Source organism: Agrobacterium sp. ICMP 6402, from assembly GCF_009498615.1.
Classification (GTDB): domain Bacteria; phylum Pseudomonadota; class Alphaproteobacteria; order Rhizobiales; family Rhizobiaceae; genus Agrobacterium; species Agrobacterium burrii.
This window is the reverse complement of record NZ_QSNV01000004.1, coordinates 76,798-93,832: the sequence shown is the minus strand read 5'-3', so window position 1 is coordinate 93,832 and position 17,035 is coordinate 76,798. Positions and strand designations below refer to the sequence as shown.

The window sequence follows — 17,035 nt, the reverse complement described above, 5'->3', positions numbered from 1 at the left end:
GCTGAAGTCTCAGATATTCGCATCCACTTCCGCCGCAAGCGGGATGGAAGGCTGGGCGCCGGCGCGGGTGCAGGCGAGCGAACCCGCGACAGCGGCGCGCTTCAGCGCCTTTTCGAAATCCATGCCCTGATCGAGGCTGGCGGCGAGATAACCGCAGAAGGTATCGCCCGCGCCAACCGTATCGACTGGCACGATTTTCAAACCGGCCGCCCGGTAAAGCTTGCTATTGCGAATGGCGATGACGCCGTCCGCACCAAGCGTCACGATCAATGTCTGGCCGGTCTTCTCATGCAGGGCCTTGAGTTCGTTTTGCCGCTCCGAATCGGAAAGCCCGTTCTTGCCGATCAGCAGCTCGAACTCGGTTTCATTGGCGATGACGATATCTGCAAGGCCAGCGAGGCGTGGTCCGTCCGCGGTCAGCGGCGCGGTATTGATGACGGTGGTGATGCGTTTCGCCTTTGCGGCCGCCAGCGCGGCTTCGATGGCAGGCGCTGGTATCTCGAACTGCAGCATCAGAATATCGCCCGCCGACATCTCCGCCACGACCTTTGCTGCGTCGGATGCGGAAACTTCGCCATTAGCGGCAGGAATGACCGAGATCATGTTTTCCCCGCCTTCACCGATAAGGATCATCGCCGTACCGGTCGGGCCGGGCGCGGCCTTGACGAGCGAGAGGTCGGTCCCGGCATCACGCAGCAAGGTCAGGGCCGGTGCGGCAAACGTATCGTCGCCCGCAGCGCCAGCCATTTTGACCGTGGTGCCGGCCCGCTTTGCGGCAAGCGCCTGATTGGCTCCCTTTCCGCCCGCCGCGGTGGAGAAGCTCTCTCCCGTCACGGTTTCACCGGGCTTGGGAAGGCGCTTGGCGGTGGCGATGAGGTCCATGTTGATGGAGCCGAAAACAGTAATCATGGCGGGCATATCCGTATGAAATTCAAGCAAGGCGGCGACTTTGCCCGAGACGATCACTCGTCGTCAACCACCCGCAACTTTGCCGCACCGGCTCTGTTCTCCGCAAAGCGACGTGCCTGCTCGATTTCCCCATGCGCAGCTTCTTTTTCCGTCGGCGAAAAATCGAGGCCTTCAATCTTCTGGCCGCGCGCCAACACTTTGTCGGAGGAAATCAGCATCATGTCGACGTCCTTCTGCGCCAGCCCGAAATGGGCCTGCAGCTTGCGTGTCCGATCGTCCAGCCGCCGCACATCGTCCATCAGCAGCGCCACTTCGCCCTGAATGAGATGCGCCTGCTCGCGCATGCGCTGATCTTTCAGTACCGACTGGATGACCTGCACCGACAGCATCAGAAGCGACGGCGAAACGATGACGACGCGGGCACGGTGGGCGCGCTGCACCAGATATTCGAAATGCTGGTGAATATCGGCGAAGATTGATTCGGAGGGTACGAAGATGAAGGCCGTATCCTGTGTCTCGCCGCGAATGAGATATTTCTCCGCCACGTCGCGAATATGCACTTCCATATCGCGGCGGAATTGCTGGGTGGCGGCGCGCTTCGCGTCCGGCGATTCATCTGCTTTCAGTGCGTTCCACGCTTCCAGCGGAAACTTGGCGTCGATGACGAGCGATGGTGCATTATTCGGCATCTTGATCGTACAATCCGGCCGGTAACCGTTCGAAAGCGTCGGCTGAAGCTGGAAAGCGCCGACGGGGAGGGCATCGGCGATCAGTGCTTCCATGCGCGCCTGTCCGAAAGCTCCGCGGGTCTGTTTGTTGGAGAGGATCGCCTGCAGCCCGACGACATCCTTGGCCAGATCCTGAATATTGCCCTGTGCGGCATCGATGACCGCGAGGCGTTCCTGCAGGCGGCTCAGATTTTCGTGCGTTGATCGTGTCTGTTCCGTCAACGTTTCGCCCAGCCGCTGCGACATGCCGTCGAGACGCTGGTTCAGCGTCTGGCTCATCTCGGTCTGGCGTGTGCCAAGCGTCTCCGCCATGGCGGCGATACGGCCGTGCAGTTCGGACTGGGTTTTCAGCAGATCGGAGATTTCACCATCGGCTCCCGCTTTTTTCACGCGGTTCGTCGTGACCAGCCACGTGATTGCCAGGCCGAAAACCACGGCCGCGAGCAGCGCGCCGAAGCTGATATCGACGGAACCGGCCCGCAATGCTGGATCGAGGAGAACGGATAAATCTATGCTCATGATTAAATCTAGCAGATTTCTTGTGATTCGTAAGATCAAAACAAGAACATTCCTGCGGCGGAAATGAGTCCGGGAGAGCGGAAGCCCGGCGCAGTTTGACCGCTCGTGTTTTTTATTTCCTCCGCGCAAGAGATACGTTATGGGAAGCCATGACTATCAAACCGCTTATCATTTTGCCCGATCCCGTGCTGCGCCAGCAATCGAAGCCCATCGAACAGGTGGATGCCGAAGTGCTGCGTCTCGCCGACGACATGCTGGAAACCATGTATGACGCGCCGGGCATTGGTCTTGCCGCTATTCAGGTCGGCGTCGCGCGGCGGATGCTGGTGATCGACGTTGCACGTGAAGGCGAAGAAAAGACCCCCGTCGTCTTCATCAATCCGGAAATCCTCAAGGTGTCGGATGATATCTCGACCTATGAGGAGGGTTGCCTTTCCATTCCCGATTATTACGCCGAAGTGGAGCGCCCTGCGGCGCTGACGGTCCGATATGTCGGTCGTGACGGCAAGCAGGTGACTGTCGAGGCGGATGGTCTTTTGGCGACTTGTTTGCAGCACGAGATCGATCACCTGAACGGTGTTCTGTTCATCGACCATATTTCGCGGTTGAAGCGCGACATGGTCATCAAGAAATTCACCAAAGCGGCCCGCACAAAGGTCTGATTCGTCCTCCTTAGCATGAGACGGAACGGCAGAAAGGGCAGGGGGCGACGATGGCTCTTCGCATCATCTTCATGGGTACGCCGGATTTTTCCGTTCCGACCTTACGTACATTGGTGGAAGCGGGTCACGAGGTCGTTGCTGTTTATACGCAGCCGCCGCGTCCCGGTGGTCGCCGTGGCCTCGACCTGCAAAAGTCGCCGGTGCATCAGGCTGCCGAATTGCTGGGGCTTCCCGTTCTGACGCCGGTGAACTTCAAGGCGGAAGAAGATCGCCATCAGTTCCGGGACTTCAACGCCGATGTTGCGGTCGTCGTGGCTTACGGTCTGCTCCTGCCCGAAGCGATCCTCTCCGGCACGCGCCTTGGCTGCTACAATGGCCACGCCTCGTTGCTGCCGCGCTGGCGCGGTGCGGCTCCGATCCAGCGGGCGATCATGGCTGGCGATGCCGAGACCGGCATGATGGTCATGAAAATGGAAAAGGGGCTGGATACCGGCCCCGTCGCACTGACGGCGAAGGTTGCAATCGGCGAGAACATGACCGCCGGCGAATTGCACGACAGTCTCATGCTCGCCGGCGCGCGGCTGATGCGGCAGGCGATGGACAGACTGGAAGCAGACGACCTGCCCCTGGTCACACAGGCGGAAGAGGGCGTTGTTTACGCTTCCAAGATTGACAAGGGCGAGACCCGGATTAATTTTTCCCGGCCGGCACAGGATGTGCATAATCATATTCGTGGCCTTTCGCCTTTTCCGGGCGCGTGGCTGGAGATGAAAATCGGTGGCAAGGCGGAGCGCGTGAAGGTTCTGGGCTCCGAACTGGCGAGCGGCATGGGGGAAGCGGGCGCGGTGCTCGACGACGCTCTCACCATCGCCTGCGGCAGCGGTGCGGTGCGGCTCACCCGCTTGCAGAAGGCGGGGGGCAAGCCGCTGTCGGCTGCCGATTTCGTTCGCGGCACGCCGGTTCCCCCCACAACGAGGCTTGGCTGATGCCACGTTTCCGCATGACCGTCGAATATGACGGCTCACCCTATTTCGGCTGGCAGAGACAGGAGAACGGCCCCTCTGTTCAAGGCGCGCTAGAGGCAGCGATCCGCTCGCTGACCGGGGAGACCGTTTCCATTCGCGGCGCGGGTCGCACCGATTCCGGCGTACACGCTGTCGGGCAGGTGGCCCATGCCGATCTTTCGCGCGATTGGGAGCCGTATAAGCTTCGCAATGCTATCAACGCTCATCTGGCCATGGCGAAAGAGGCCGTTTCGGTTCTCGACGTCGCTGCCGTGACGGAAGATTTCGACGCCCGTTTTTCCGCCACCCGCCGCCATTATCTCTATCGCATCATCTGCCGGAAGGCTCGGCTGGCGCTGGAGCACAAACGCGCATGGTGGGTGTCGAAGGACATGGACCATGAGCGCATGCATGCAGCTGCGCAGATGCTCGTCGGCCGGCACGATTTCACCACCTTTCGCTCGGTTCATTGTCAGGCGAACAGCCCGATCCGGACACTCGACCGGCTGGATGTGACGCGCAACGGCGACCTCATCGAAATCCGCGCGACGGCGCAGAGTTTCCTGCATAACCAAATCCGCTCTTTCGCCGGTACGCTGAAAATGGCCGGTGAGGGCGCCATGACGCCGGAAGACGTGCGTGCGGCACTGGAGGCGCAGGATCGCAAGGCCTGCGGCCCCGTCGCCCCGCCGGACGGTCTTTATTTCATGCAGGTTGATTATCCTGATGTCATTCCGCCGCGTGTCTATTCAAAAGTCGAAACGGCCGAGGACGCAGACTGACTTGGAAGTCCGCCTCAATGCTTAGGCCGGATAGACGCCGAGAAAACGCTGTAGCGCCTCCGACAGAAGCATGGCGGGAACGAGCAGTGTCATGACGATGGCCGAGGCGAGCAGCGACTGGTCGCGGATGAAAAACCGCACGATCCGCGAAAAGGCGAAGACCAGCGACAGGAGCAGCGCCAGCCACAGAATGGCGATCAGCCCCTGTAAGGGCGGCAGGAAGAATGCGATCAGGATCAGAACCGCATAGGCATAGGAAAACGGCAGCGACAGCCAGTTCATGGTGGTGACGAGTGGCGCGAATTTTTCCCGTGCGCCGAAGGCGAACAGCAGCATGCCGATCAACAGCAGCGGCACGATCCAGCAGATGGCCTCGACCATCGCCAGGCGGAAAAAAAAGATGAACCCTGTTCCGGTTCCGGGCGGATAGCTGGCCAGGAACGCAGCACGCAGCCACAGCCAGGACACCAGCATGGCGGGCAGGCACCAGAGGGCGGAATAGAAGGAGCGCCACATGCCGCGCTCGGAAAGATCCAGATAGCGCGCACCGGTGTGGTCGCCGAGCAGCAGCAGCCACAGGCCCTTCAGATAAAGCCTTATTTCACTTGCCGTCGGCATGGGCGAACCAGCGTTCGATAAAGGTCGCGTAAATACGCGTCAGCGTCTCGAGATCGGCAACCGCCACACGTTCATCGACCATATGCATGGTCTGTCCGACGAGACCGAACTCCACCACCGGGCAATAATCCTTGATGAAGCGCGCATCCGAGGTACCGCCGGTGGTCGAAAGCTTCGGTTCCTTGCCAGTCACGGCCTCAACCGCGCCTGATAGCGACGAGATGAGCGCGTTGTTGCGCGTCAGGAAAACGTGAGCCGGTCGGTCGGCCCAGACGATCTCATATTTGACCGGGCTGCGATCAGGGCGAAGCTCGCCCTCGGCTGCGGCGGCATCTAGACGGCGGATGATTTCTGTCCGCAGGCTTTCCGCGGTCCAGGTATCGTTGAAACGGATGTTGAAGGCCGCCGTCGCCCGTGCCGGAATGACATTGGTGGCAGCATTGCCTGTATCGACGGTCGTGACTTCCAGATTGGATGGCTGGAAATTATCCGTGCCGTGATCGAAAGGCGGATGCATCAGTGCATGGGTCAGTTGCAGCAGTCCGCGAATGGGATTGTCGGCGAGATGCGGATAGGCGGCATGCCCCTGCACGCCGTGGACCGTGATCCGACCGGAAAGCGATCCCCGCCGGCCGATCTTGATCATGTCGCCCAGCTGGTCGGGGTTGGTTGGCTCGCCTACCACGCAGGCATCCCATGTCTCGCCCTTGGCGGCGGCCCATTCCAGAAGCTTGGAGGTGCCGTTGATCGACGGGCCTTCCTCATCGCCAGTGATCAGGAAGGAAACCGATCCCTGCGGTTTGCCGTGTTTTTCGATATGGCGGGCAATGGCGGCGACGAAACAGGCGATACCGCCCTTCATGTCCACCGCACCGCGACCGTACATTTCTCCGCCAGCAATGTTGGCGGCAAAGGGCGGATGGCTCCACGCGGCCTCGTCGCCCACGGGGACGACATCCGTATGGCCCGCAAACATCAGATGCGGACCCTCGCTACCGAGCCGGGCGTAGAGGTTCTCCACGTCAGGCGTTCCCTCTTCCGTTGCCATCACGCGCTCCACCGCAAAACCAAGCGGTGAAAGCAGCGTATCGAGCAGCGAAAGCGCACCGCCTTCGGCGGGCGTCACCGAAGGGCAGCGAATAAGGGCGGCGAGGTTGGAAACGGGATCGGTCGTGGTCATGGCAGTCGCTTTTATCAGTCGCGCAGAAGCTCGTTGATGCCGGTCTTGGAGCGGGTCTTTTCATCGACGCGCTTGACGATGACGGCGCAATAAAGGCTCGGGCCCGACTCGCCGTTCGGGAAAGGCTTGCCCGGCATGGTGCCGGCAACGACGACGGAATAGGGCGGCACTTCGCCATAGGTGATCTCGCCGGTGGCGCGGTCGACGATTTTGGTAGACTTGCCGATGAACACGCCCATGCCGAGAACCGCGCCTTCGCGCACGATGCAGCCTTCGACGACCTCCGAACGGGCGCCGATGAAGCAATTATCCTCGATGATGGTCGGGCCGGCCTGAAGCGGCTCCAGAACGCCGCCAATGCCGACGCCGCCGGAGAGGTGCACGTTCTTGCCGATCTGGGCGCAGGAACCGACGGTTGCCCAGGTGTCGACCATCGTGCCTTCATCGACATAGGCGCCGAGGTTGACGAAAGACGGCATCAGCACGACGTTCTTCGCCACGTAAGCCGAACGGCGCACGACGGCATTCGGCACGGCGCGGAAACCGGCGGCGCGGAACTGGTTTTCACCCCAGTTTTCGAACTTCGACGGCACCTTGTCCCACCAGGTGGATTCGCCCGGTCCGCCGGTCACGATCTCCATATCGTTCAGACGGAAGGAAAGGAGCACGGCCTTTTTCAGCCACTGGTTCACCTTCCAGTTGCCATCCGCCTGCTTTTCAGCGACGCGCGCCTTGCCGCTGTCGAGAAGTTGAAGAGATGTGTTCACCGCGTCGCGAACCTCGCCCTTCGTCGATACGTTCACACCATCGCGGTTGTCGAAGGCGGTTTCGATGATGGTTTCGAGGGAGGTGAGATCCGTAAGGCTCATGGAAAATTCCTTAAAGTCGCGTGTGGTCTTGGTCACGGAAGGTCCCGCGCCGCTGGAAGGCTTTGGCCATTTGATCTAAGGGAGTGTTGGAAAGGCGTCAATGTGATTTGGGTGATTTGGCGCGTCAGACGAAAGGCATGGAAATGACACGACTGAAAAATGGCAAATTGCGGCGTAAGGACGGGGTGTGGGATCCCCTGAAACGCAGCTCTGCGGACAAGCAGCAGGCCGAGGTCGTTCCAAAAACGCCGCAGTCGGACTCTCCGTCCTACCGGCTTGCCTATGTGGACATGGATTTCCTCTGCCGTGAGGAATTGCGCCCCGTCCGGTTGCAGCTGGAACTTCTGAAGACGGAAATGGCGCTCACCGAGCGTGGGATAAAATCCACCGTCGTCATGTTTGGCGGTGCCCGCATTCCCGAACCCGGCGGCGAGGCCTGGGCGGCGCGTAACGAGACGCAGAAGCACAATCTCGAACAATCATCGGTCTATTACGACGAGGCGCGCAAATTCGCCCGGATTTGCACCGACTACGGCGCGAAATCTGATCATCTCGAATATGTCGTGGTCACCGGCGGCGGTCCCGGTGTCATGGAAGCGGGCAATCGTGGTGCTGCCGATGTGGGCGGCCCGTCGATCGGTCTTAACATCGTTCTGCCGCACGAGCAGGCACCCAACCCCTATGTTACGCCGGAGCTGAGCTTCAATTTCCACTATTTCGCCATCCGCAAGATGCATTTTCTGATGCGGGCGAAGGCCGTGGTAATTTTCCCCGGCGGTTTCGGCACGCTGGATGAACTTTTCGAAGCGCTGACCCTCATTCAGACCAAACGTATGGAGCCGATTCCGCTTATCCTGTTCGGAGAGAAATTCTGGCGATCCGTGATCAATTTCGAGTTTCTGGCGGATTTCGGCACCATCGCGCCGGAAGATATGAAGTTACTGAATTTCGCTGAAACGGCGGATGATGCGTGGAAAATCATTTCGGACCACTACGAACACTGATTTCTGCTTGGTGCGACGAAGTAATTTTAGGGCTTAATTAGCAAAGATACTCTAATTTTGCCTCGTCGCGCTGCAGCGCACTGTCCATGTGGACGGGCCTCCATGACGGAGATTTATCATCCGTTGACGTCAGCCTCCCGGCAGACGATTTGATCGAGGCCAAAATGTTCAATTTCAAAGTGAAGTCGCTTGCGACCAAGCTTATTCTCGTAACCGGCTGTGCCATCACCACGGTCTTGGTCGCATCGAATTCCTTCCTCATTTCCCAGACCAGCGACCGTGTGCATGCGCTGACTATGGATCAGGCGAATACCGAGGCGCGCGCCATCGCCAACGTCATCGCCGCCGATGTGGGCGAACTCGGCAGCGCTGCGCGCTCCATGGCCGGCGTCATCGGCCGTGCGCATCAGGCGAAATCGATGGATCGCCCCGGCATGGTCAACATCCTCAAGGCCAATGTCGAACAGAATGCTTTCGCTTTCGGAAGCTGGTTCTGCGAGCAGCTCGGCCTTTTCGACGGCCAGAGCACCGAGATTGCCAACAGGCTCGATCTCGGCACCAATAAAAATGGCGTCTTCGCCCCCTATTGGTCGAAGACCCAGAAGGGTGACATCCAGTTCTCGACTTTCGATAATGACTACGCCGCTGAATGGTGGGCGCTTGCCGCCAAGACGGGCAAGGGCGCCATCACCCAGCCCTATCTCGCGCAGGGCACGGAAGTGCCCACGACCATGACCTCGCTTGCCTATCCCGTCATGTCGGACGGCAAGATGATCGGCGTCGCCGGCGTCGATATTTCTCTTGCCGCGCTGTCGCAGAAGCTGCAGGCGCTGCGTCCTTTCGAGACCGGCCGCGTGACGCTCGTGTCGCAGGGCGGCCAGTGGCTGGTGCCGCCGACGCCCGAGCAGAATATGAAGGCCTATGACGGAGACGGCGTCAGCGCTGTTCAGGCGGCGCTCGCTTCCGGCAAGCAGGGTCTCATTGAAAATCTCGGCCTCGATACCGACGCGCCCTATAACCGCCTCGTCTATCCCTTCGCGGTTCCCGGCCTCAACGCCACCTGGGTCGTGCTGGTGGATATTCCGCATCAGGCACTGAACGCGCCGGTGGAAGAGCAGACCTACATGATGATCATCGGTGCGCTCGTCATTCTCGCCGCCGTCATCACCGCGCTTTATTTCGCCGTGCGTCACTTCGTCGGCAACCCGCTCGCCTCGCTGGTCAAGGATGTTCGGACGCTGAGCGAAGGCCGTTACGATGCGCCGGTATCCGGGCAGGACCGCAGGGATGAAACGGGGGCCGTGGCCACCGCGCTGGAAGGCTTCCGCGCAAAACTCGCCGGCATTCGTGAAATGGAAGCGGATGCCGCTGTCCAGCGTGGTGATGCGGAAACGGCGCGTCAGCGATCGGAATCCGAGCGCACGGAGAACAGCCGCATGCAGCAGCATATCGTCAGCGTGCTTGGCTCCGGTCTCAACGCGCTTTCGCAGGGCAACCTGACCTACCGGATTGAGGACGAGTTCCCCGGCGACTATGCGAAACTACGTAGCGATTTCAACTCGGCGCTGGCAAGCCTCGAGGAAACCGTCTCCACGGTCAATGCGACGGTTGTCACCATCGGCAATGGCACCGGTGAGATCACCCGCGCCGCCAGTGACCTTTCGCACCGCACGGAACAGCAGGCCGCAAGTCTGGAAGAAACCGCAGCCGCCCTCAACCAGCTGACAGCGCAGGTCAATTCCAGCGCGGAAAATGCCGCGCAGGCCGCCGGAGCCGTCAGCCATGCCTGCGATGATGCCGGCACGTCGGGCGAAGTGGTACAGCAGGCCGTCAACTCCATGCAGGGCATCGCGCAATCCTCGGCGGAAATTTCCCGCATCATCGGGGTGATTGATGAGATCGCCTTCCAGACCAACCTTCTGGCGTTGAATGCCGGTGTGGAAGCGGCCCGCGCGGGTGATGCCGGCAAGGGCTTTGCGGTAGTCGCGCAGGAAGTGCGCGAACTGGCGCAACGGTCTGCAACCGCCGCCAAGGAGATCAAGGGGCTGATCAACACCTCGGCAAGGCAGGTGGGCGAGGGCGTCCAGCTGGTTGGCAAGGCCGGTGAGACGATGAAGAACATCGCCGATCAGGTTTTGCAGATCAACCAGCTGATACGGCAGATTTCCGCTTCCGCCAGCGAACAGGCGGTAGGTCTGAAGGAAATCAATTCTGCCGTTACCCAGATGGATCAGGTCACCCAGCAGAATGCGGCGATGGTGGAAGAAACCACGGCGGCCAGCGTGACGCTGAATGGCGAGGCCGAAACGCTGAAATCGCTTGTTGCCGGTTTTGCGGTCTCCGGTGGTCAACCCAGCCAGCAATTGCGCTCCGCGGCAGCTGCCATGCGTGCACCCTCGGCTCCGGCCGCAGCACCGGCCCGCTCGACGGCATCGCGTCCCCGCCCAAGAACCAGCGGTGCAAACGCACTGGCGCAGGATGACTGGACGGAATTCTGACGGGTTTTCCCGCTTCAAATAAAAAGGGCCGCTGGCGATACCAGCGGCCCTTTTTTCATGCCCGCGTTCCGTTCAGAGCCGGGCAAAACGTTCCGTCAGCAATTCGAAGAAACCGTCCGCATCCACGTTGCGCATCACGCGGGCATTGGCGGGGCGTTCGGTCACGCGCCACCAGTCCACCACCGTCATGCCCATGGTCAGTTCGGAAGTGGCCTCGATTTCGACGTTGCACTCGCGACCCTGAAACAGCTCGGGTCTGATGAGATAGGCAATAACGGACGGATCGTGCAGCGGGCCGCCGTCCGAACCGTATTTCTCGATGTCGAAACGTTCGAAGAATTCCAGCATTTCCGCCATGGCGATGGCCGGACGTGTGCCGATGTCACGAATGCGGCTGACCCGCGCCTTGGTGGTCAGGAGCTTATGGGTGACGTCGAGCGGCATCATCACGATCGGAATGCCGGCACGGAAGACGATATCGGCTGCCTGCGGATCGACATAGATGTTGAATTCGGCCGCGGGCGTGATGTTGCCGCCTTCGAAGAAGCCGCCGCCCATCATCACCAGTTCCTTGATGCGGTCGGCGATTTCAGGCGCTTTCAGCAGCGCCAGCGCCACATTGGTGAGCGCGCCGAGCGTGCACAGCGTCACCGTGCCTGCGGGCTCGCGCATCAGCGTTTCGATGATGAAATCGACCGCGTGCTGCTTCTGCGCCTCCATTGTCGGCTCATCGAGATCAGGGCCGTCGAGACCGGTGCTGCCGTGAACATGCTCGGCGGTGATGGGCTTGCGCACCAGCGGCTTTTCCGCGCCCTCATAAACGGGAATATCGGTGCGGTTGCATAATTCGCAGATGATGCGGATATTACGGCTGGTCAGTTTCAGCGGGACGTTGCCGGCAACGGCGCACAATCCGAGAATGTCGATTTCATCAGGGCTTGCGAAAGCGAGCATGATTGCCGCTGCGTCGTCCTGGCCCGGATCGGTGTCGATGATGATTTTTCTGCGTTCTGCCATGTCTTGCCCGCCGTTGAGATGAGTGCTTTTTTCGAGCGGCGGATACTCACTTGTCAAGCCTCATTCCTCGGGACCTGCCATTGCATCGGCTGTCCGTCTTGCGCATCGCGGCTTGGCTTCCCATATTGTTTCAGCCGGTGCTATTAACCGGCAAGGTTGCCGAAAGCGGGACCGGGAAACGTCGCTTGGTTGCAAGGACAGAAAAGATATGAGCCGCATGACGCCATTCACCCACCCGCTTCTGCTGGGTTTTGATGCCATGGAAAAAACGCTGGAGCGTATGGCGAAGGCCAATGATGGCTACCCTCCCTATAATATCGAACGACTACCCGGCGGCGAAGACGTGCCGGAGCGGCTGCGTATCACCATCGCGGTTGCCGGGTTCTCGCAGGACGATCTGGATGTGACGACGGCCGACAACCAGCTTGTCATTCGCGGTCGCCAGCAGGAACAGGAAAAGCGCGATTTTCTCTATAGGGGTATCGCGGCGCGCCAGTTCCAGCGGGTCTTCGTGCTTGCCGATGGCATGCAGGTCAGGGAAGCGCGCATGCGCAACGGCCTTCTTTCCATCGATCTGGTGCGGCCTGAAATTTCGAACGTGGTAAAGAAAATTAATATTTCCGTCTCAGAGTAGAACGTGAACGCCGGAATCGGACATGAATCTCTCGGCGTGAATAAGGAGGCTGAAATATGCTTTTAAAAGAAGCGCATGCGCGTCTCACCCGGTCCCAGCTCGCCCATATCGGCGAGGGAGAAGTGGGATATATCCGCAAGATCCGTGCGGAAGACGTCAGCCGCTGTTTCCCGGAAGCGCCTGATCTCGATCCGCAGCTGGATCTCTGGGCGCTGTTTGGTGCGGATGGTACGCCGATCCTCCTGACCGACAATCGTTCAAGCACGTTTTTCAAGGCGGCCGAAGACGATCTCAAAACCGTCAGCCTGCACTAGAGCATTTCCAGGAAAAGTGCGTAGCGGTTTTCCGTCCGGAAATGCGTAAAAACAAACAGTTGAAGCATTTCCAGTAAAAGCGCATAGCGGTTTTACGTCCGGAGATGCGACAAAACAAAGATAAAAGCCCGCCTTTTGAGCGGGCTTTATCATTATCGGATCAAAGGAACGGGCGGTCCGGCATGTCATCAATGGAGATGACGCCGTCCTTGTTCTTGTCCAGCCGTTCGAACATTTTCTCGCCGGTTGCGGTGAATTCGGCCTTGCTGACCTGACCGTTCTCGTCGGTATCGGCCCAGCGGAGCATCCCCAGGCCTGCACCCTTGCCGCCATGCTTGCCCCAGCCCTGATGACCGGAACGGCCGCCATGTTCGCGTTCGGCGCGCTTGACTTCGGGGCCTTTGCCTTCGTCGGCTTTGGCATTCTCACGCTCGGGGCGCGGATTGGCGGCGCGGAAAGCTTCCATTTTCGCCTGGCGATATTCACGCATTTCCTTCGGCGTGATCGAACCGTCCTTGTCCTTGTCGATCTCGGTGAAAAGCGCATCCTGCCGTGCGGCGAATTCCTCCTTCGAAATCTTGCCGTCCTTGTTGGTATCGGCAATCTTCAAGAGGTGAACGAAGGCGACTTCCTGGCGGATCGGCATGCGATCCTTATGGCCTTTGCCGGGTGCGGCAAAACTGGCCGTCGCGGCCGTGCTGAGCACAAGGGCTGCGCCAAGAGCAGAGAGGGCGATTTTTCGCGTGGTCATCATCGTCATTACCTTTCTTTGGTGTCCCTGAAGAAAAGATAGTGACCTCAACCGAACCTCACCACTTAAACATCGGTAAGGTGGATGAAGCTTCGGTAATGTTGCGATGTAACTCCGCTACCGCGGTCAGCCGGCGATGGTTTTCGTCAGGAAGCCGGTCAGATTGTCGGTGATGTAGTCGATATGCGCATCGGTCTCGACGGGAATTTCCCAGCGCTCCATGATGACACCCTCGAGATTGGAGGGAACGAGCAGCACGGTCTTCATGCCGAGCGCCTTGGGAGCCGCAAGATTGCGCGGCAGGTCTTCGAACATGGCTGCTTTTTTCGTGTCGAGTTTCGCAAGTGCTGCGAACTTCTCATAGGTCGCGCTGGCCGGCTTCGGCAGATAACCGGCAGCGACGATATCGAAAATATCCTCGAACTGGTCGAGAATGCCGAGTGCGCCGGCGGCCGCCTGTGCATGCTTGACGCTGCCATTGGTCAGGATGAACTTGCGGCCAGGCAGCGCCTTGATCGCCTCGCCAAGTTCCGGATGCGGTTGCAGCGCCGAATAATCGATGGCATGCGCGCGTTCCAGAAACTCGTCCGGACTAATGCCGTAATTGATCATCAGCCCCTGAAGCGTGGTGCCATGATCATGGTAATAACGCTTCTGCAGCACTCGAGCCTCTTCCGGATCGAGCTTCAAAAGCTCCGCCACATAGGCCGTCATGTTGCGGTCGATCTGGGAAAACAGATTGACGTGATGCGGATAGAGCGTGTTGTCGAGATCGAAGACCCATTCGCTCACATGGGCGAAATCGGCGGCATCGGGCAGGTTTTTCGGCTTTGTGTCCATGGCCTGCTTTATGCCCGTTTCGAATGCCGAAGAAAATCGAAAAGACGACGATTGCTGAGAAAATCGGGCTTGGCTGGGGCCTCCAGCGCATGATACCGCCAAGAGCATGGAACTCTGGATAGGCATAACCTTCGCAAGCGCGTTCTTGCAGAACCTGCGCTCGACCCTGCAAAAGCACCTCAAGGGCATGATGGGCACCACGGGCGCAACCTTCGTGCGCTTCCTGTTCGGAATGCCTTTTGCTCTCGCCTATCTCGCCTTTCTGCATCTCGGTTTTGGCCGGCCGCTGCCGGTGCCGAACATGTCTTTCACTGTATGGGCAACGGTCGGCGCCATGGCGCAAATCGCCGCCACCTTCCTGCTGGTCCACCTGTTTTCCTTCCGCAATTTTGCTGTCGGAACGGCTTATTCCCGCACGGAGCCAGCGCAGGCAGCGCTGTTTGCGCTTATTTTTATCGGTGAAAGCGTCAATGGCGGGACATTGGTGGCTATCGCCGTCTCGGTCGCCGGCGTCATGCTGATTTCGGTTGCGCGCACGGAAGTGACCCCTGCTTCCATTCTCACCTCCATCTTCAGCCGCACCGCTGGTATAGGCCTCGCCTCGGGCGCATTTTTTGGCCTTTCATCGGTTGCCTATCGTTCGGCATCGCTGTCCCTCGCGCCCAGCCTGCCAACGCCGGATGCGGTGGTGCAGGCGGGCTATACCCTCGTCATCGTTATCGTGATGCAGACGGTGTCGATGTTCTTGTGGATCGTCTGGCGGCAGAGGGACGAATTGCGGCGCATCGCAAAGGCGTGGAAACCGTCGCTTGCGGTCGGTTTCGTGGGTGCCACGGCGTCTTTCGGCTGGTTCACGGCGATGACCTTGCAACAGGCCGCCGTGGTCAAGGCGCTGGCGCAGGTGGAAATGCTTTTCGCCTTCGCCTCGACCGTGCTGTTCTTCAAGGAAAAGATCAACAGGCTCGAACTTTCCGGCTGCCTGCTGATTGTCGTCGGTGTGCTGTCGCTTCTGGTGTTCGGCTGAAATGTCGTCTGTGGCGGACAGGCTGGCCGTCCGCCACATTAAATCGCATCAGGGCACGATCAGCGTGCCGGCACCTTCCGTGAAGATTTCCAGAAGCACGGAGTGCGGGGTCTTGCCGTTGAGGATCACCACGCCCTGCACGCCGGCCTTGATGGCCTCGATGCATGTCTCGACTTTCGGGATCATGCCGCCGGAAATCGTGCCGTCCTTGATGAGCGCGCGCGCCTGCGAAACCGTCAGTTCCTTGATGAGTTCCTTGTTGCGATCAAGAACGCCCGGCACATCGGTCAGGAACAGCAGTCGCGTCGCATTGAGCGCGCCGGCAATGGCCCCGGCAAAGGTATCCGCGTTGATGTTGTAGGTAGCGCCATCTCGGCCGGGAGCGACGGGGGCGATGACCGGGATCATTTCCGACTTGGCGAGCAGGTCGAGCAGCGTGCGGTCAACTTCCACGACTTCACCGACGAAACCGAGATCGAGAACACGCTCGATATTGCTGTCGGGATCGATGACGGTCTTTTTCGCCTTTTCGGCGAAGACCATGTTGCCGTCCTTGCCGCACAGGCCGATTGCCCATTCGCCCGTCTGGTTGATGAGCGCGACGATTTCCTTGTTGATCGAACCGGCCAGAACCATTTCCACGATCTCGACCGTCTTGGCGTCTGTGACACGAAGGCCGCCTTCGAATTTCGATTCGATGCCCATCTTGGTCAGCATCGCGCCGATCTGCGGGCCGCCGCCATGGACGACGATGGGGTTGATGCCGGACTGCTTCAACAGGGCGATATCTTCCGCGAAAGCCTTGCCGAGTGTCGAATCCCCCATGGCGTGACCACCATATTTTACGACGATGGTCTTGTTCTCATATTTCTGCATGAAGGGCAGAGCCTGTGCAAGCAGCCGCGCCTGAGTTTCGCTTTCGGAAGAAGTCATGGAAAAACCTCGGTCTGTGGTTGCGGCCCAAAAGAGCCTTTCATCGCTCTACAGCATCGGTGCAGAAATCGGAATCGATTTTTGCAGTGCAGGATGCATGGATCGGACATGCTGGCATGTTTGCAAGGACAGGCGGATGTCTGCTTTTGACGAATGAAATAACCTCCGGGCCACATTGTGTCGGCCCCTGGTAAAATTCTGTTTTTGGGCGGCTCAAAGCGCGTAATAAGATTGACATAAAGCACCAATCGGACCAGCCTTGTTTGCGGCAGGGGAGGGGTTATTCAGCAGGGCGACAGGGATGTGTCGCGCATCGTGAAACGATGCTGCTTGGACGACCGAGGAGTTTGAAGACCTATGACGGCACCGGATCGAGACAAGCAAAGCGGTTTGCGGGACGAAGTGCTCGCTGGCGAATATGTGCTGGGCGCGCTGCCGCCGGAAAGCATGGCGGAGCTTGCCAAACGCGTCAAACGCGACCGCCAGTTCGCCGCCATGGTCAGGCGCTGGCGGGATAATCTGGTTGAAACCGAGTATCGGGAAAAGGCGACCGTCGCCGCATTGCTTGAAAGGGATCCGGCCCGGTTAGGCCTGCCCTTCAGAGCCCAACCGCTGCGCAATGGCAGCATGTTCGCCGCCATGCTTCTGGAGGTCTGGCATTCGGTGCGCTTCTGGCGGCTTCTGGCGTTGACGGCGATGCTGTGGACCGCCGTTCTGCTTTTCACCATCGCCTGAAGATAAGGGCCGAG

At 59.5% G+C, this 17,035-nt stretch carries 18 protein-coding genes; 9 read left to right on the top strand and 9 right to left on the bottom strand.

Annotated features, from left to right (window positions below; translation table 11 throughout):
* Positions 1 to 9: 9 nt before the first annotated feature.
* Positions 10 to 909, bottom strand: coding sequence for a ribokinase (locus tag DXT96_RS13495; RefSeq protein ID WP_153515186.1), 900 nt, complete (start codon positions 907 to 909; stop codon positions 10 to 12).
* 53 nt (positions 910 to 962) lie between these two features.
* Positions 963 to 2,156 carry a DNA recombination protein RmuC gene (locus tag DXT96_RS13490; RefSeq protein ID WP_194287636.1) on the bottom strand — a complete coding sequence of 398 codons (1,194 nt, stop codon included), beginning with the start codon at positions 2,154 to 2,156 and terminating at the stop codon, positions 963 to 965.
* Between the two features lie 149 nt (positions 2,157 to 2,305).
* Here DXT96_RS13490 and def point away from each other — a divergent pair, with 149 nt between their 5' ends.
* From def to truA, 3 genes are read left to right on the top strand one after another with little or no spacing between them, the layout of a single operon-like run.
* Positions 2,306 to 2,818 carry a peptide deformylase gene (gene def / locus DXT96_RS13485; protein WP_153515184.1) on the top strand — a complete coding sequence of 171 codons (513 nt, stop codon included), beginning with the start codon at positions 2,306 to 2,308 and terminating at the stop codon, positions 2,816 to 2,818.
* A gap of 50 nt (positions 2,819 to 2,868) precedes the next feature.
* Positions 2,869 to 3,804 (top strand): methionyl-tRNA formyltransferase, encoded by a 936-nt coding sequence (fmt, locus tag DXT96_RS13480; RefSeq protein ID WP_153515183.1) that lies wholly within the window; start codon positions 2,869 to 2,871, stop codon positions 3,802 to 3,804.
* Positions 3,804 to 4,604, top strand: coding sequence for a tRNA pseudouridine(38-40) synthase TruA (gene truA, locus DXT96_RS13475; protein WP_149898426.1), 801 nt, complete (start codon positions 3,804 to 3,806; stop codon positions 4,602 to 4,604). Before fmt ends, truA begins: the two co-directional genes overlap by 1 nt.
* Before the next feature lie 21 nt (positions 4,605 to 4,625).
* Here truA and DXT96_RS13470 read toward each other — a convergent pair whose 3' ends face one another.
* From DXT96_RS13470 to dapD, 3 genes are read right to left on the bottom strand one after another with little or no spacing between them, the layout of a single operon-like run.
* Complete coding sequence (locus DXT96_RS13470) at positions 4,626 to 5,222, bottom strand: hypothetical protein (protein ID WP_149898427.1); 597 nt, start codon at positions 5,220 to 5,222, stop codon at positions 4,626 to 4,628.
* On the bottom strand, positions 5,206 to 6,402 hold the full coding sequence (gene dapE, locus DXT96_RS13465) for a succinyl-diaminopimelate desuccinylase (RefSeq protein ID WP_153515182.1): 1,197 nt from the start codon (positions 6,400 to 6,402) through the stop codon (positions 5,206 to 5,208). Before dapE ends, DXT96_RS13470 begins: the two co-directional genes overlap by 17 nt.
* 14 nt (positions 6,403 to 6,416) lie before the next feature.
* Positions 6,417 to 7,271 carry a 2,3,4,5-tetrahydropyridine-2,6-dicarboxylate N-succinyltransferase gene (gene dapD / locus DXT96_RS13460; protein WP_153515181.1) on the bottom strand — a complete coding sequence of 285 codons (855 nt, stop codon included), beginning with the start codon at positions 7,269 to 7,271 and terminating at the stop codon, positions 6,417 to 6,419.
* Positions 7,272 to 7,414: 143 nt separating this feature from the next.
* Between dapD and DXT96_RS13455 the strand changes: the two genes are divergently transcribed.
* Together DXT96_RS13455 and DXT96_RS13450 are read left to right on the top strand one after the other, a co-directional pair.
* A complete protein-coding gene (locus DXT96_RS13455) occupies positions 7,415 to 8,275 on the top strand; it encodes an LOG family protein (protein ID WP_153515180.1) in 861 nt (286 codons plus the stop codon).
* 164 nt (positions 8,276 to 8,439) lie between these two features.
* On the top strand, positions 8,440 to 10,773 hold the full coding sequence (locus DXT96_RS13450) for a methyl-accepting chemotaxis protein (RefSeq protein WP_153515179.1): 2,334 nt from the start codon (positions 8,440 to 8,442) through the stop codon (positions 10,771 to 10,773).
* A 72-nt stretch (positions 10,774 to 10,845) separates the two neighbouring features.
* Here DXT96_RS13450 and DXT96_RS13445 read toward each other — a convergent pair whose 3' ends face one another.
* Complete coding sequence (locus DXT96_RS13445; RefSeq protein ID WP_153515178.1) at positions 10,846 to 11,790, bottom strand: nucleoside hydrolase; 945 nt, start codon at positions 11,788 to 11,790, stop codon at positions 10,846 to 10,848.
* Positions 11,791 to 11,998: 208 nt separating this feature from the next.
* On the opposite strand from DXT96_RS13445, the gene DXT96_RS13440 reads away from it, so the two are divergent.
* Together DXT96_RS13440 and DXT96_RS13435 are read left to right on the top strand one after the other, a co-directional pair.
* Positions 11,999 to 12,424, top strand: a complete 426-nt coding sequence (locus DXT96_RS13440) for an Hsp20 family protein (protein ID WP_153515177.1) — start codon at positions 11,999 to 12,001, stop codon at positions 12,422 to 12,424.
* A 56-nt stretch (positions 12,425 to 12,480) separates the two neighbouring features.
* Positions 12,481 to 12,738 (top strand): DUF1150 family protein, encoded by a 258-nt coding sequence (locus tag DXT96_RS13435; protein WP_003493591.1) that lies wholly within the window; start codon positions 12,481 to 12,483, stop codon positions 12,736 to 12,738.
* A gap of 160 nt (positions 12,739 to 12,898) precedes the next feature.
* Here DXT96_RS13435 and DXT96_RS13430 read toward each other — a convergent pair whose 3' ends face one another.
* Positions 12,899 to 13,489, bottom strand: coding sequence for an EF-hand domain-containing protein (locus DXT96_RS13430; protein WP_371418872.1), 591 nt, complete (start codon positions 13,487 to 13,489; stop codon positions 12,899 to 12,901).
* 126 nt (positions 13,490 to 13,615) lie between these two features.
* A complete protein-coding gene (locus DXT96_RS13425) occupies positions 13,616 to 14,329 on the bottom strand; it encodes a pyrimidine 5'-nucleotidase (RefSeq protein ID WP_153515175.1) in 714 nt (237 codons plus the stop codon).
* 106 nt (positions 14,330 to 14,435) lie between these two features.
* On the opposite strand from DXT96_RS13425, the gene DXT96_RS13420 reads away from it, so the two are divergent.
* Positions 14,436 to 15,353: a DMT family transporter gene (locus DXT96_RS13420; protein WP_153515174.1), complete on the top strand. Its 918-nt coding sequence runs from the start codon at positions 14,436 to 14,438 to the stop codon at positions 15,351 to 15,353.
* Positions 15,354 to 15,401: 48 nt separating this feature from the next.
* Here the strand turns inward: DXT96_RS13420 and argB are convergent, their stop codons facing one another.
* Complete coding sequence (gene argB / locus DXT96_RS13415; protein ID WP_052820274.1) at positions 15,402 to 16,286, bottom strand: acetylglutamate kinase; 885 nt, start codon at positions 16,284 to 16,286, stop codon at positions 15,402 to 15,404.
* 357 nt (positions 16,287 to 16,643) lie between these two features.
* On the opposite strand from argB, the gene DXT96_RS13405 reads away from it, so the two are divergent.
* Positions 16,644 to 17,021, top strand: coding sequence for a hypothetical protein (locus tag DXT96_RS13405; RefSeq protein ID WP_153515173.1), 378 nt, complete (start codon positions 16,644 to 16,646; stop codon positions 17,019 to 17,021).
* Positions 17,022 to 17,035: the final 14 nt, after the last annotated feature.